Origin of the sequence: Runella defluvii (assembly GCF_014195535.1) — a bacterium.
In the GTDB taxonomy this organism is placed as follows: Bacteria; Bacteroidota; Bacteroidia; order Cytophagales; family Spirosomataceae; genus Runella; species Runella defluvii.
The window spans coordinates 651,659-666,910 of the sequence record NZ_JACIBY010000001.1; the positions used below are offsets into that span (position 1 = coordinate 651,659).

Here is a 15,252-nt window from a genome sequence, read left to right on the forward strand (position 1 = left end):
ACTAATTCCTATGACTACTACCATAGAATTGAAGGCAGAAGAGCTTGATTATCAGTTTTTTAAAGGACTGAGAGCCATGTATAAAAATCGTAAAATTCGCTTGACTATTGATAGTGAAATGGATGAGACTGATTATCTGCTTTCAACTCAAGCTAACCGTGCTGCCTTAGAGAAATCATTAGAGGAGGCGAAAAGAGGTGAAAAAATAGCCATAGAGTTAAGTGAATTGAGTAAATGAGGAATATTTCCTTTACACCTACGGCTTTCAGCCAGTTTAATGATTGGAGAAACATAAATAAAAAAATGCAAGACCGAATTATTAAACTACTGGAAGAAATTCAAAGAAATCCTTTTGAGGGAACTGGAAAACCAGAGCCCTTGAAGTTCAACCTTAAAGGGTGTTGGTCGAGAAGGATAGATGATGAACATCGCTTAGTATATCAAGTTACAAACGATGAAATTATCATCATTAGCTGCAAGTTTCATTATTGAGTTGTAAAAATTCAAACATGGATTTATCAAAAAATATAGATTTAAAAGAACAACTCGTTGCCAATTTTCAAGCGACCGAAGGACGTCTTAATGGCGAAACCAAATCGGCGGTGCATCAGACGCGTCGGGCGGCAATGCAAAATTTTGAGACATTGGGCTTCCCAACTATCAAGCACGAGGAGTGGAAATATAGCAACGTCAGCAATTTAGTAAAGCAGGCGTTTGACTTTAACGTCAAAACGGAGTTCGGGGAAAATGAACTTGCTGCCCTTTCAATCCCTAATTTGGAAGGAAACGTTTTGTACTTTATCAACGGCATTTATAATGCAGAGCTGTCGAACATTGTTTCGCCTGAGAGCCAACTGCAAATTTTGAATTTTGGCCAAGCGGTAAAAGAAAATCCGACTTTGTTGGAAACGTATTTTGCCCAATACGCCAATTACCAAAATGAAGCTTTCACGGCTCTCAATACCGCTTTTGCCCACGACGGCGTTGTCATCAACGTGCCTGCGGGGAAAGTAGTAGAACAGCCAATTATCTTGCGTTTTATTACCGACGCCCGCAGTATCAATGTGGCTTCACAGCCCCGTAATTTGGTGGTAGTTGGTAAAAATGCCGAAGTAAAAATCGCCGAGGCTTTCCGTACAATGGGGGAGAATGGTGCCTTTACAAACACCGTGACCGAAATTGTGGTGGAAGAAAATGCCAACGTTCAATACTACAAAGTACAGAACGATACCGAAAAATCGTATCATGTGGGTACTACCCAAGTATGCCAAAAGCAAAATAGCCACTTCTACGCCGTAACGGTAACCATCAATGGTGGGTTTGTCAGAAACAACCTTAACATTGTGTTGGATGGCCAAAATTGTGAGGCGTTTATGTACGGTTTGTACTTCCCGAACGGAAAACAGCACGTTGATAACCATACGTTGGTGGATCATGCTCAGCCAAATTCGTACAGTAATGAGTTGTACAAAGGGATTTTGAAAGACAAATCAACGGGGGTGTTCAACGGGAAGATTTTTGTACGCGATGGAGCTAGTAAAACCAACGCGTACCAGTCGTGCCGTAACGTGGTGCTTTCGGACGAGGCTATCATGAATACCAAGCCACAGTTGGAAATTTTTAACGATGACGTAAAGTGTTCGCACGGAACGACAACGGGGAAACTTAACGACGAAGCGTTGTTTTACATGCGCTCGCGCGGGATTCCAAAAGCGGAAGCACAGACGTTGTTGATGTATGCTTTCTGTGAGGATGTCATTAGCCAAATCAAAATTGGAGCTATCAAAGAATACCTCGAAGGACTGATTGCTGAGAAATTGGCGCAGTAGTCAAGGTCTTGATAATAAACTAATTTCCGAAAATCCCTGCCACAAGGCAGGGATTTTTTGTTATGCAACAGGGTTATTTTGGCCCCATTTTTTGCTTTAATAAATGGTCATTCGAGGCCACCAAACGTTAATCTTTCAAGCTATATCCCGTGAAAATCGTTTTTTTAGATGCCCGCACGCTAGGAGATATTCCTAACCTTGTCAAATTGTCTGAGCTAGGCGAAGTTGTTTTTTACCCCGATACCCAACTCGACGAAGTCGCCTCGCGCATAGAGGGGGCCGAAGTCGTGATTACAAACAAAGTCAAAGTGGTTCGTCAAACGATGGAGAACTCGCCGTCGTTGAAGCTCATTTGTGTGGCAGCCACGGGAACGAACAATGTCGATTTGGCCGCTGCCAAGGAGTTGGGAATACAAGTAAAGAACGTAAAAGGATATTCAACCGACAGCGTAGCCCAAGAAACGATGGCGTTGTTGTTGGCATTGCTCAACTCGACAGCCTACTACGATGCGTACGTAAAATCGGGGGAATATTCTAAAGAACGAATGTTTACGCACCTTGGTCGGCCTTATTGGGAGCTGCGAGGGAAACGTTTTGGGATTTTGGGACTGGGCGAAATTGGTCGCCAAGTTGCGCAGATTGCAGCCGCCTTTGGTTGTGAAGTGGTGTATTATTCAGCGTCAGGACAAACGTATGACGTACCTTATGCTTCTCTTTCGTTGGAAGAGTTTTTGGCGACGTGCGATGTGCTTTCTGTACATGCACCGCTCAACGAACATACCGATAATTTACTTACCTACGAGCGTATAGCCCAAATGAAGCCCACGGCTTTGTTGCTCAATACAAGTCGGGGAGGAATCGTGAATGAAGTAGATTTGGTACGTGCCCTCGACGATAATTTGATTGCGGGTGCGGCTATTGATGTATTTACGCAGGAACCGATTCCCGCGAGCCATCCTTATTTACAACTTAAAAATCCCGAAAAACTGCTGCTCGCCCCTCACATAGCTTGGTCGAGTATCGAAGCCAGAATTCGATTGATGGATAAGGTTGCAGATAATATTCAGAGGTATTTGGAAGGAAAATAAGGGATGTGGTTAGGGGGCTGCTTCTGCTCGTAAAATAGCTTCTATGTCTATTCCCATGTTGCATCTTGAACAAGTTTATTCCTTAAAAAAGCGTCACTATCCATGCCTGTTGTATAATCAAGAATGGAGTTGATACAGGTCAAGATATGACCCACATAAATTAAAGGAGATTTACTCATAATAGTAAAAGTAAATCTTTTTCAATGTAAGGCCGTAGATTTGGTAACAGGGAAGGCTCTGTTACCAAATCTACTTTAATACCAAGTGCATCCGAAAGGTCCATTTCAAGCCCAATAATGTCTAATAAATTAACTGGCTGGGCAAACTTTACCAAAATATCAAGGTCGCTATCAGGACGCTGTTCGTTACGAGCATAAGAGCCAAAAACCCCTACTAACGTCGGGTGAAAAGGACGTAAATAGTGTAAAATTTGCTGTTTTTGAGAGGCTTGTAACATGTGCTATTTTTTACAAATATACCAACTTTACTTTATTCCCAATCCATCATACACTACTTGCATGATGGCTGTACGGACGTTGAGGGAGGATAGTTTGTTGTTGTCACGCGTTGGATAAACGCGGTTTGACAAAAATACGTAATTGAGGCTGTACGCAGGGTCGTTCCAAATCATAATGCCCGTAAAACCTGTGTGTCCATAGCTTTGCGGACTGGCACTTTTGGGCGCGTTGCCGTTGTAAACGCGGCTAGGTTTGTCAAAACCAATTCCTCGGCGCGACTCTGGGAACTGATAGCGCGTAAATTCATTCATTGTTTTTTCAGAAATGAACGATTCGCCGCCGTAGCTGCCTTTTTGGAGAAACAACTGCGTGACTTTCATCAAATCATTGGCATTGCCAAACAAGCCTGCGTGGCCACTTACGCCATTCAACATGGCGGCTGCTTCGTCGTGTACGCGCCCGTGAACCAGTGTTTGGCGGAAAAAAGTATCCCGTTCCGTAGGAGCGATTTGGCTTAATTTGTTGAAGCGAAGTGGATTGAAAGTAAGGCTATTAGCCCCGATTTTTCGATAAACGTTCGATTTTAAATACTCTTCAAATTCGATTCCCGTGAGGTTTTTCACTACTTGCGGATAAAGCATAAACGACAAGTCGGAATACACGTACTCTTTTTTCTCGTTGAGGGCTGAGTTTTTGAGCGAAGCAAACAGCTTGTTGTGGTATTTTTTGTGCAACCAAAGGCTGTCCGTAATCTGCACGGTATAAGCGCCGTGGGCTTCTTTACCCCAGCGGAACGTGCGAGGCTTCCATTTGCCATTTGGCTTGCGGCAATCGCGCCAGAAGTTAATAAACGCTTTTAGCCCTGCTTGGTGGGTAAGCACTTGACGCCAAACCAAGTCGGCTTTGTTCGATTTTTTCAAGAACGGCAGATAGTCTTTCATCGTGCCGTCCAAGTTGAACTTACCTTCGCTGTGCAATTTGGCCAATGCTAGGGTAGAGGCCGCAATTTTGGTAACAGAAGCAAAATCATAGAGCCCCCCAATCCCCAAGGAGGGAGAATTAGTAGCACCCTCGTTGGGGATTAGGGTGCCATAACTTTTTCGATAAAATACTTTGCCGTCTTTGGCCAATTGTACTACCATACTCGGCGCCGCCTTCAACGCGATGGCATTATTGGCAATGGAGTCAATTTTGAAAGAAAGCCACTTGCTATCCAAGCCCACTTCTTCGGGAATGGTGTATTTTAATCGACCAATCGCGGGCGTTTCGATGCCTGCTCCGTACGGAAATTGGGTATTGACTGATACAGGAAGTTTTCCTTTGGCAGGAATAGCGCCGAATATCAATTGGGCCGACAATTCTTCCGTAAATGGCGTCAGCTGATAGGCCATTACCAAACCTTTGGCTTTGCCAATGTCCTGTAGTTTATTGAGTGCGTAGGCATTCCCAAATACTGTAATGACCGAATTGCCGTTGGCCGCAAGTTCTTTCACCCAAGCTGCGGTGGTGGGCGTAATGCCATAGTTGGTACCTGGGCGAATGTTGTTCAAATGCGCCCCTACCAGTACAATGTCGTAGCTTTTGAGGGCCGCTCGAATGCTACCTTGAAGGCTGTCAGGCGTTTTTGGGTGAATAACGTAATGGTCGATGTTGGCGTAAAGTGACAGCGTTTTTTGGAAGGTGGTCAGTTCGCCCGTAAAAGCCGTTTCGTTGCGCGTACCAAGGGCAATGACCCCATCTTTGGTAACGGTGGTAATGGCGGGGGCGTCGGTCAATGAAATAGAGGCAATACTTACTTTGTCTAAATCTTTGATGGGGAGGACGTTGTCGTTGTTTTTGAGGACGGTCAGGGCATTTTCGGTCAATTGGCGATTGATAAGTTCTGATTGTTTATCGTTGATGTCTTCAATCAGGTTTTGGGTTTTAATGGGGGTAAACTTGTCGAGTCCCACCCACGCTTTTGCTGCCAATACTTTTTTTACCCGTGCGTCAATTTCCGCTTGAGAAATACGTCCTTCGGCCACGGCTTTTTTGATTTCCGCAATGGCCGCAGGGACATTGGGGCTAAATTCCAGCACATCCATGCCTGCTTCCAATCCTTTGGCATCGCCCAAACCATTCGGAAAATACTTCGTAAGCCCTTTCATGTTCATGGCGTCCGAATAAATCAGGCCGTTGAATTTGAGTTGGTCGCGGAGTAGCCCCGTTACAATGGGTTTTGAAAGCGTTGAAGGTACATTTTTTGCCGTATCTAATACTGGAATGGCCAAGTGTGCCATCATGATTCCGTCGGCTCCTTGTTCAATCAATTTACGAAATGGATATAGCTCCACTGAGTCGAGGCGGGCGCGGTTATGAGGAATAACGGGCAGGTCGTAGTGCGAGTCCACGCCGGTATCGCCGTGACCAGGAAAGTGCTTGAGCGAACTCAAAATGCCTCCGTCTTGCATTCCTTTCATGTAGGCGTAGCTTTTTTCGTAAACTTTCTGCGGGTTTTCGCCAAACGAACGGAAGTTAATGACAGGGTTGTTGGCGTTGTTGTTGACATCGACCGAAGGTGCAAAATTGATGTGTACCCCCAAGCGACGTTTTTGGGCGGCTAGGAGTTTTCCCATTGTATAAATCAGCTCGTCGTTGCCCTGAATCGCCCCCATCGTCATTTGGTAGGGAAAACGTACCGAACTGTCGAGGCGCATGGCGAGTCCCCACTCCGAATCCATGGCGACCAACAATGGTACTTTCGAAATCGACTGATAATAGTTTGTCAACTGTGCTTGCTGAACTGGCCCGCCTTGGAAGAAAATCACTCCGCCTACTTTATATTCTTTAATATATTTGGCTACCACACGCGGGTTGGTAAAAGTCGTATCAATGATCACACGACTTGGATTGTTGGGGTATCCGTGCGCAGCGACCATGATGAGTTGGGCAATGCGCTCGTCGGCGGTAAGGCTGTTAAATACCGAGTCAACCCAACGTTGATTTGGGTTTTTGAGAAAAGGCGGGGTAGTTTGTTGGGCGAAACTGGTTTGAACCAATAAAAAAGCTAGAAAGAATAGGAACAGCAGGCGTTTCATGTGTGAAGTGCGTATTTTTTGGCAAAGGTATAGAAAAGGCCGAAAAAACTGGTGAAATAACCTTGGGACGGGGGAATAAGGAGTAGCTTGGGGAGATAAAAAATGGGCATAAGTTTGATAGTCTCACCAAAATATAACTAATTCGTTTCTTTAAAATCGTATTACAACCTATTTGAGATTCAATGGCTTTACGTCGTCTTTATCACCGTTATCAGCGCTTCAAGATAAAATTGCTCCATTCATTACACAATTTTTTTGAGCAATTTTCTCTGTACATAGGGCTTGTAACAGCCGTTGTAATGGCTTATGATCTAGGGTTTCGGCACGTCTCTAAGCCCGTTTTTTTTTCGAGTGTCTATTTGCTTTTTCTGAGCACTTTTACCGTGGCTTTTATCCTGCGTACGTTGCTGTTCCCGAGTAAAAGTAACTTGAGCAACGCGTTGCGGCTGCTCTTGATTATCGTGCTGTTGTTTGTTTGTGGTTATAAATTTAATCACCTCAAACATGCGTTTGCTCCGCATTCGTGGATGAACGTGGGCAGCTTGGCCATTTGTGGGTTTTTGTTGCTTTTTGATGTTTCGCGTAAAGTGCTTTCGCTTTACTCTCAACGCTTCAATCCTGCACTTTCATTCATCCTTAGCTTTTTATTACTGGCATTGATAGGGGCGGGGTTACTGATGCTACCTCGGGCTACGGTTCATGGCCTTAGCTTTGTCGATGCGCTTTTTACGTCGGTAAGTGCGGTATGTGTGACGGGCTTATCGACGGTGGATGTCGCCGTAGAATTTACCCGTTTGGGTAAGATTATCTTGCTGATATTGATTCAACTGGGTGGGCTGGGGATGCTGTCATTTACCAGCTTTTTTGGGTATCTATACCAAGGTGGTTTTTCGATTGAAAATCAGTTGTTTCTAAAAGATATTGCCACTTCCGACCGCATTGGGGATGTCTTTCGGTCTTTGTTCAAAATCATCTTTATTACCCTGTTTATCGAACTGGTAGGGGCGTTGTTTATTTATTTGACACTTGATACCACGGGTCTTTTTGCCACCAATGGTCAGCGGCTTCGGTTTGCCGTTTTTCACAGCATTTCTGCATTCTGCAATGCGGGTTTTTCTTCTGTTCCAAATGGCCTTTACAATGAGTGTCTGCGTCAAAATATCAGTTTGCATTGGGTGCTCATTGTGCTTGTCATCATGGGAGGAATTGGATTCAGTATTATCAATGACTTTTACCTATACCTTAAACACTACGGCCGACAGCTTTATTTGTGGATACGCTACGGTCTCAAAGTACATCACATGTCTCGGTCGGTCAGTATCAATACCCGTTTGGTAATGGTGATGACCGCCTTGCTGCTTTTGGTCGGTACGCTTGCATTTTGGTGGAGCGAATCCAACGGCGCGTTGGCCAATGAAACCAGTACATTTGGAAAAATTACAATGGCGTTTTTTGCCTCAACCGCGCCAAGGTCAGCGGGTTTTACGACCTTTGACATTGGGCAAATATACCCTGCCACTGTCCTGATTTTCTTGTTGTTGATGTGGATTGGGGCCGCTCCTGGGTCAACGGGAGGAGGGATAAAAGTTACCACCTTTGCGGTGGCATTGCTCAACGTCCTGAGCTTGGCGCAAGGCAAAGACAGGGTAGAGGTAATGAAGCGTCGAATTCCTTCTGAATCTGTCAGAAGGGCGTTTGCTGTTATTACGTTGTCTTTGTTGATTATTGGTCCTGCCATTCTCATTATCACCATTTTAGAGCCCGAAAAACCTTTGATTGGCTTGGCGTTCGAGTGCTTTTCTGCCTTTGGAACGGCAGGAATGAGCCTAAATCTTACGCCATTTTTGGGAGATAGTACCAAGCTGGTATTAGTTGTTCTTATGTTTGTTGGACGGATTGGTACTTTTACTTTGTTTGTGGCTTTTGTGCGACGGGTCAAAGCGCTGAACTATCAGTACCCCAACGAAAACGTTTTCATAAACTAGAAAATCATGAAGTTTTTTGTAGTAGGTCTTGGGAATTTTGGTTCTACCCTCAGCATTCGGCTTACCGACATGGGGCATGAGGTGATTGGAGCCGATATTAGCCTCAATAAAGTCGAATCCCTCAAAAATAGAATCACGCATACCGTTTGTATGGACTGCACAGACGCGACCAACCTCCACACCGTCCCGCTGAAAGAAATGGATGTGGTAGTGGTGGCGATTGGGGAAGACTTTGCGGCTTCGGTACTGATTACGGCGTTGCTGAAACAACAAAATGTAAAAAAACTCATAAGCCGAGCTTTCAACGATGTGCATCGAACGGTGATTGAAGCCTTGGGCGTGGACGAAATTCTTTTTCCCGAAGAAGATGCTGCCGAACGAGTCGCCAATAAGTTAACCTTGCCATTGGTTGATAACTCTGTGCAGATTTGTGATAATTCGTCGATGATGGAATTGTCGATTCCCCAAAAGTTTTATTACCAAAAATTAGCTGAAACGGAGCTGGCGCAGGCCAAAGAGCTAAAAGTAGTAGCGTACGTGCAGGTTAAAAATGAAAAAAGCCTCTGGGGAAATACCCGAAAAATTAAAAAACTCAACCTAGAGATTGATGCCGAAACCGAACTGCGGCCTGGTGATCGCTTAATTATTATTGGCAATGTGAAGGAGTTGAAGAAAATTTTAAATCGATGATGAAATAATGGTCAAAAATTGTAAAAAACGCCAGCGGTTATTTTTATAATTACGGTTGCTGTGTACTTTTGTAGTGGTTAGTTTAACCCCTTCCACTTCATCAACACAACATACTAAAATGACTGCAATTTTGGAACGCGTCCTCGTCGATACCGAAGAGGTTCGCGACTCGTTAGGACTACAACGGGTCAACAAATTTCATTTCAATTTACCACCAGCGACGTTGGTCGAACACGCGCTCCTCAACGGCGAAGGCCACCTTACGGATACAGGGGCACTCATGGCCGATACGGGCGAATTTACAGGACGCTCACCGCAAGACCGCTACATCGTCAACGACGAGAAAACATTACACTCGGTTTGGTGGAGCGACATCAATACCCCGTTTGACGCCCTAAAGTTTGATGCTTTACACAAAAAAATGCTGGACTTTTTGGAGGATAAAACGGTGTACGTTCGTCAAGGTTACGTGTGCGACCACCCCGATTATCGCCTCAATCTGACCGTGGTCAACACCTGGGCGTGGCACAATTTGTTTTGTCATAACATGTTTTTGCGCCCTTCTGAAACAGAATTGAGCCAGTTTGAGTCAGAGTTTACCATTATCAATATCCCCGAATTTAAAGCCGACCCCTTCGTTGACGGAACCCGCAGCGAAAATTTTGCCATTCTAAACCTGACCAAAAATGTGATTTTGATTGGGGGAACGGGCTACGCGGGCGAAATGAAAAAAGGGGTGTTTTCGGTGCTAAACTACAAATTGCCCCACGAACGCGGCACGTTGTCGATGCACTGCTCGGCCAACGTCGGCAAAGAAGGCGATACGGCCGTTTTCTTTGGCTTGTCGGGGACGGGAAAAACCACTTTATCGGCCGACCCCAACCGCTCGTTAATTGGGGACGACGAGCACGGCTGGACGGGCGACACGGTGTTTAATTTTGAAGGAGGGTGTTATGCCAAAGTCATTAACCTGACCCAAGAGCGCGAACCTGAGATTTTTAACGCGATTCGTTTTGGGACGATTGTCGAAAATACCCGCTTTTACGAAGGAACGCGCACCGTTGATTATACCAATAGCTCGGTGACGCAAAATACCCGCACTGCCTACCCCATTGACTACATTCCGAACATCATGCAGCCGTCGCGGGGAGACGCGCCTAAGAACATCTTTTTCTTGGCCACAGATTCGTTTGGCGTACTGCCACCGATTTCAAAACTGACGACAGGTCAGGCGATGTATCATTTTATTTCGGGATATACTGCCAAAATAGCAGGCACTGAAATGGGCATCAAAGAACCACAAGCTACTTTTTCAGCTTGTTTTGGAGCAGCTTTTTTACCACTTCACCCAACGCGTTATGCTGATTTGTTGGGTAAAAAAATTAACCAACACCAAGTAAACGTTTGGCTGATTAACACGGGCTGGACGGGCGGTGGCTATGGCGAAGGTGAGCGGATGAAACTGGCCTATACGCGGGCGATGATAACGGCGGTATTAAAAGGCGATTTGGAAGCGGTAAACTACGTAAAACACCCGATTTTTGGCTTTGAAATGCCCGAAACGTGTCCAAATGTACCTAGCGAATTGCTTAACCCACGTGCGACTTGGGCCGATGCCGAAGCCTATGACCACGCCGCTTTGCACCTTGCCGATTTGTTCCGCAGTAACTTTGCTAAATACAGCGATTACGCAAGTCCGCAAATCTTAGCGGGTGCGCCGTTGGCCTAACGATTTTCTTCCTCTTTTTTAATTCCCAAAGCCCTCAGAAATCTCGCTGAGGGCTTTTTTGTGGTACGAGAATTGTACTATACCTTGCCATAACTTTATACCTGAGAGAAAAAATGTTTGTAAAAGCCATCGAACGCGTTAGTGAGTTTACTCGACCTATTCATATTATCACTCGTTTATATAACCAAGCCGAAATCAGACCTGGTGCTGCGACCTTGTTTTTTATCAATGAAAATGGCGATGCCATCACTTGCAAGCACGTAGCCGACTTGATTGTCAACGTGGGAGCTATCCAGCAGCACTATGCACGTTTTATGGCGGAATACCGTAAAATTTTACGCGAGCCTCAGCACGACTATTTGCGACAACGATTGGAAGACCAGTTTAATATGAAGTTGGGGACAGTCATTGGGCAAAAATTCGATTTTATCAATTGCTTTGAAAGTCTGTCCCAAATCCACGTTACGTACCACCCAAAATACGATTTAGCACTTTTGCGTTTTGAGGGAACGGGGCAAAAGTTTTTTCAACGTCCTGCCGAATTTGTCGCCGATGGAGCCAGTGCGAAGCCTGGAAAGTCATTGTGCCGCTTGGGGTATCCGTTTGCCGAATACACCAACTTTCGCTACAATTCAGATTTAGACGACATTGAGTGGGTTCGTACCCATAACCAAGTAACTCCTTCGTTTCCCATTGATGGAATTGTCACTCGATACATTGCCGATGAGTCAGGAACTCCTTTTGCGATTGAAATGAGTACCCCAGGATTGGTAGGACAAAGTGGTGGCCCGTTGTTTGATACCGAAGGGACCGTTTACGGAATGCAACAATCGACTCGGCACTTGCACATGGGGTTTGACATGGTCAATCACGACGTTTGGGTAGGGGGAACCCACCGCGCCAAGATTTCTAATCATCCCTTTTTGCACGTAGGCGTTTGCATTAGCGCCGACATCATCAAGGAGTTTCTTCGCCAACACAATGTGAAGTTTTACACGAAAAAAGCCTTTAGGGAAAATTTGAATTAGGAATGACGAATGAGCGAGTTACGAATAGGAGGCCAGAGAGAATGCAATAAATAAGTTGTTGATGAGCAGAAAATGAGTAAGCTCATTTTCTGCTTTTTGGATATTAACTAAAAAAATTTGTTAATTGGTTATATATTTGTGTTAATAACTTGAGAATTGTGCTTTTGTAACAGTACGTAAACACACCAGCAACCATTTCTATTATGAAAAATGTGCTACTATTATTGCTCGTGATAGTGACCTTGCAGAATATCAAGGCACAAGCCCCCATTATTACCACTTTTTCGCCTACTTCTGGTCCCATTGGCACAAGTGTCATAATCACGGGTTCAGGTTTTGATGTTACCCCTGCCAATAATGTTGTATTTTTTGGTGCAACGAAAGCCAATATTTTGGTCGCGAGTCCTAACAGTTTGACTGTCACGGTGCCAAGTGGAGCTACCTACCAGAATATATCAGTTACTAATTTAATAAATAATCTAACAGCTTATTCTGCTAAACCTTTTATTACCACTTTTGCAGGAAAAATTGCTTTTGAAAATAAACAAGATTATGCCACTGGATTAACTCCTAAGTTGCTAAAAGTGAGTGATTTAGATGGCGATGGAAAGCTTGATTTAGTTGTAGTTAATGAAGGGAATAATAGTATATCAATATTCCGTAACACAGGCTTTTCTGGTACGATTAGCTTTGCTCCTAAAATTGACTTTAAAATTGATGCAAAACTTACTTCATTAAGTATTGGCGATATAGATGGGGATGGCAAACTAGATTTAGCCTTTACGAGTCAGAATTCGAGTCATGTATCCATTCTTAGAAATACATCCGTTGCGGGTTTGGTAAGTTTTGCCCCCCAAATAGATATTTCCACAGGACCATACCCTTATCTAGTATCCATAAGCGATATAGATGGTGATGGTAAATCCGATTTAGTTGTAAGAAATGACCAAATTTTCATTGGTTCGGATGGCGAAAATGCAGTTAGTTCGATACTATATAATACTTCTACGTCAGGTACTATCAATTTTGCATCAAGAAGAGATTTTGCAGTATGGTTTTCTGAACTTGGAGATTTAGATGGTGATGAGAAACCTGATTTAATTTCGGTCGGACAAGTGATGCGTAACACTTCTGTTTTGGGGACACTCAGCTTTGATAAAGGAGTATCCTATCAAACAGGGCCAATCAGAGCGAATGTAACTGTTACATCAATAGATATTGATGGTGACGGTAAGCGAGACTTAGTTGCAGTAAATGAGACGTATCAGGGAGGAGCATTATCCATTTATCGAAATACCTCTGTTTCAACCACCCTCAGTTTTGCATTTGGAGAAATTTTTTACACTGGTATTTCGCCTCAATCCGTTGCAATTGGTGATATTAATGGGGACGGAAAACCCGATTTAGCAGTTGTTAACCGTTTAAGTAACACCGTTTCTATTTTTCGTAATTTATCTACCCCTGGCACTGTGAATTTAGCCCCCAAAGTAGATTTCTCCACATTGGCGAATCCCAATTCTCAATGGACTTTTTCTTTCTTTTCAACAATTGGAGATTTAGACGGTGATGGAAAATCGGATTTAGTAGTATCAAATAGTAACACTGAAAATATATCAGTGTACAGACAAACGATACCACAAGGAGGAGTAGCAGCAAACGGTCCTCTTTGTGAATCACAAATAGGCAAATTAACTTGGACTTCCAATGCAGGTTCTGGTCCCTATACAATCGTATATAATGACGGAGTAACTAATCGAACGGTTACTGACGTCACAAACGGAATCCCTTTTGACGTATTTACTAATCCCGTCCCCCCTAAAAATACTTATAGTTTAGTATCAGTCACTTACCCTGACAATTCGGTTCAAACAACGGGTTTTTCTAAAGGGGAGGTGGACATATTGGTCAACCCTGCTCCAAAAGCGAGTATTACTGGTACCACGATGGTTTGTAAGGGAGATCCTCCTCTTAATGTTGTTTATACAGGTAGTGGTGGCATGCCTCCTTATACATTTACGTATGGGGCAAATGGATGGGGTAATGTAAAAATGACTACTACTGGCATGAATACTTCTATTAGTATTTCCCATAACACTCAAACTTCTGGAACTTTCAAATACACGCTTGATGGTGTTAGTGACGCGAATGGCTGTAGTCGAAAACTATCAGAACACGTTAGTATTTCGGTATCTGGGCAACCCAAACTGGATATTGATAATTATTCTATATCAGAAACAACAGTATATCAAGCGGGCAAAATTTCTATCATTAGTAAAATTTCTAACACTGATGTGAGGATTAAAGCTGAAGAATCTATAATTTTCAAACCAGGGTTTTCGGCTACTGGTAACGTATTTGAGGCGTATATTGGGGGCTGTAATTCCAAATAGATAGCTAATAAGTCTCCTTTTTTGAAGAGGTATAAAAAAAAGACTTTGTCTATATTTTAATTATATTATATAACAATTTGAAATTATTTCAAAAATAGGCAAGACCCGCCAAGATTATTATAACTCGTAATTGCCTCATTCGTCATTCGTAACTCGCTCATTCGTCATTCTACATCATTTCATTCCATAATTTTCGCGAAGCAAGTACTCAAAAATGCGGCTGGGTAGGAAGCGCTTGAGCCATAACGAGGCGCGCTGGAGGAATGGCCCTGCTACGTAATAAATATTGGGTGACTTTGCGTTGATAATTTTCTCAATCGTTTCGGCAATGTACATTGGTTCGGCGGCTTCGCTTACTTCGGCCTTTACCTTGGCATTCATGTCGTCCACGTAAGCGCGGTAAGGCGAATTGGAAGGGCTGTGCGCCACCAAACGGTTGGCGTTGATGTTGGTGCGGACGTCGCCAGGCAATACGCTACACGCTTCAATACCAAACGGTTTGAGTTCAATGCTGAGGGTTTCGGTCAGGATTTCTACCGAGGCTTTGCTGGCGCTATAAATGCCACGGAAAGGCAAGCCCATGCGGCCTGCAATCGAGCCTACGTTGATGATAAGCCCACTGCGGCGTTGGCGCATGGCGGGCAACACGGCGCGACAAACCCGCAAAAGTCCCCAAACGTTGGTGTCAAAAACTCGTTGAATCATTTCTTCGGGAACCTCTTCAAGGGCGCCAATAATTCCCAACCCTGCATTGTTGATGAGGATGTCGATTTGTTGTTCACGTTGCAAAACGTGGGCGATGGCGCTTTGTACCGAGGCATCGTCGGTGACGTCCATCACAACCGTTTGAAAAGAAACGACCTCGTTGAAGGGTTTGCGACTGGTGCCATACACGCGATGCCCTAGATTCGTTAAGTACTCGGCGGTAGTGCGACCTATCCCCGTCGAAGCTCCAGTAATGAGAATAACTTTAGACAT

Annotated in this window: 12 protein-coding genes; 9 read left to right on the top strand and 3 right to left on the bottom strand. The window is 44.1% G+C overall.

Translation table 11 applies throughout. From position 1 onward, the window contains the following. Window positions 1–10 precede the first annotated feature (10 nt). From FHS57_RS02680 to FHS57_RS02695, 4 genes are all read left to right on the top strand, one after another. Window positions 11–238 carry a hypothetical protein gene (locus FHS57_RS02680; RefSeq protein ID WP_183971295.1) on the top strand — a complete coding sequence of 76 codons (228 nt, stop codon included), beginning with the start codon at window positions 11–13 and terminating at the stop codon, window positions 236–238. After that, on the top strand, window positions 235–492 hold the full coding sequence (locus FHS57_RS02685) for a Txe/YoeB family addiction module toxin (RefSeq protein ID WP_183971296.1): 258 nt from the start codon (window positions 235–237) through the stop codon (window positions 490–492). The genes FHS57_RS02680 and FHS57_RS02685 overlap by 4 nt, the downstream gene beginning before the upstream one ends. Window positions 493–509: 17 nt before the next feature. Further along, window positions 510–1,829 carry a Fe-S cluster assembly protein SufD gene (gene sufD / locus FHS57_RS02690; protein WP_183971297.1) on the top strand — a complete coding sequence of 440 codons (1,320 nt, stop codon included), beginning with the start codon at window positions 510–512 and terminating at the stop codon, window positions 1,827–1,829. A 149-nt stretch (window positions 1,830–1,978) separates the two neighbouring features. Continuing rightward, window positions 1,979–2,917 (top strand): D-2-hydroxyacid dehydrogenase, encoded by a 939-nt coding sequence (locus tag FHS57_RS02695; RefSeq protein ID WP_183971298.1) that lies wholly within the window; start codon window positions 1,979–1,981, stop codon window positions 2,915–2,917. 175 nt (window positions 2,918–3,092) lie between these two features. Here the strand turns inward: FHS57_RS02695 and FHS57_RS02700 are convergent, their stop codons facing one another. Both FHS57_RS02700 and FHS57_RS02705 read right to left on the bottom strand, forming a co-directional pair. After that, window positions 3,093–3,374 carry a nucleotidyltransferase family protein gene (locus FHS57_RS02700; RefSeq protein WP_122929140.1) on the bottom strand — a complete coding sequence of 94 codons (282 nt, stop codon included), beginning with the start codon at window positions 3,372–3,374 and terminating at the stop codon, window positions 3,093–3,095. A 27-nt stretch (window positions 3,375–3,401) separates the two neighbouring features. After that, window positions 3,402–6,452 carry a serine hydrolase domain-containing protein gene (locus FHS57_RS02705; protein ID WP_183971299.1) on the bottom strand — a complete coding sequence of 1,017 codons (3,051 nt, stop codon included), beginning with the start codon at window positions 6,450–6,452 and terminating at the stop codon, window positions 3,402–3,404. Between the two features lie 299 nt (window positions 6,453–6,751). Between FHS57_RS02705 and FHS57_RS02710 the strand changes: the two genes are divergently transcribed. The 5 genes from FHS57_RS02710 to FHS57_RS02730 all read left to right on the top strand — a co-directional run bounded on the left by FHS57_RS02710 (window position 6,752) and on the right by FHS57_RS02730 (window position 14,274). Then, on the top strand, window positions 6,752–8,437 hold the full coding sequence (locus FHS57_RS02710; RefSeq protein WP_183971300.1) for a TrkH family potassium uptake protein: 1,686 nt from the start codon (window positions 6,752–6,754) through the stop codon (window positions 8,435–8,437). A gap of 6 nt (window positions 8,438–8,443) precedes the next feature. Next, window positions 8,444–9,127, top strand: coding sequence for a potassium channel family protein (locus FHS57_RS02715; protein WP_183971301.1), 684 nt, complete (start codon window positions 8,444–8,446; stop codon window positions 9,125–9,127). 118 nt (window positions 9,128–9,245) lie between these two features. Then, window positions 9,246–10,856 carry a phosphoenolpyruvate carboxykinase (ATP) gene (pckA, locus tag FHS57_RS02720; protein ID WP_183971302.1) on the top strand — a complete coding sequence of 537 codons (1,611 nt, stop codon included), beginning with the start codon at window positions 9,246–9,248 and terminating at the stop codon, window positions 10,854–10,856. Between the two features lie 113 nt (window positions 10,857–10,969). Beyond that, entirely contained in the window at window positions 10,970–11,884 is a 915-nt protein-coding gene (locus FHS57_RS02725) for a S1 family peptidase (RefSeq protein WP_183971303.1), read from the top strand. 203 nt (window positions 11,885–12,087) lie between these two features. Next, on the top strand, window positions 12,088–14,274 hold the full coding sequence (locus FHS57_RS02730) for an FG-GAP-like repeat-containing protein (protein ID WP_183971304.1): 2,187 nt from the start codon (window positions 12,088–12,090) through the stop codon (window positions 14,272–14,274). A 174-nt stretch (window positions 14,275–14,448) separates the two neighbouring features. On the opposite strand, the gene FHS57_RS02735 is transcribed toward FHS57_RS02730, so the two are convergent. Then, entirely contained in the window at window positions 14,449–15,252 is an 804-nt protein-coding gene (locus tag FHS57_RS02735; RefSeq protein ID WP_183971305.1) for an SDR family oxidoreductase, read from the bottom strand.

Bases quoted from the DNA above. Each gene is read 5' to 3' on its own strand.
- FHS57_RS02680 (WP_183971295.1), top strand. From the start codon at position 11: ATGACTACTACCATAGAATTGAAGGCAGAAGAGCTTGATTATCAGTTT.
- FHS57_RS02685 (WP_183971296.1), top strand. From the start codon at position 235: ATGAGGAATATTTCCTTTACACCTACGGCTTTCAGCCAGTTTAATGAT.
- sufD (WP_183971297.1), top strand. From the start codon at position 510: ATGGATTTATCAAAAAATATAGATTTAAAAGAACAACTCGTTGCCAAT.
- FHS57_RS02700 (WP_122929140.1), bottom strand. From the start codon at position 3,374: ATGTTACAAGCCTCTCAAAAACAGCAAATTTTACACTATTTACGTCCT.
- FHS57_RS02705 (WP_183971299.1), bottom strand. From the start codon at position 6,452: ATGAAACGCCTGCTGTTCCTATTCTTTCTAGCTTTTTTATTGGTTCAA.
- FHS57_RS02710 (WP_183971300.1), top strand. From the start codon at position 6,752: ATGGCTTATGATCTAGGGTTTCGGCACGTCTCTAAGCCCGTTTTTTTT.
- FHS57_RS02715 (WP_183971301.1), top strand. From the start codon at position 8,444: ATGAAGTTTTTTGTAGTAGGTCTTGGGAATTTTGGTTCTACCCTCAGC.
- pckA (WP_183971302.1), top strand. From the start codon at position 9,246: ATGACTGCAATTTTGGAACGCGTCCTCGTCGATACCGAAGAGGTTCGC.
- FHS57_RS02725 (WP_183971303.1), top strand. From the start codon at position 10,970: ATGTTTGTAAAAGCCATCGAACGCGTTAGTGAGTTTACTCGACCTATT.
- FHS57_RS02730 (WP_183971304.1), top strand. From the start codon at position 12,088: ATGAAAAATGTGCTACTATTATTGCTCGTGATAGTGACCTTGCAGAAT.
- FHS57_RS02735 (WP_183971305.1), bottom strand. From the start codon at position 15,252: ATGTCTAAAGTTATTCTCATTACTGGAGCTTCGACGGGGATAGGTCGC.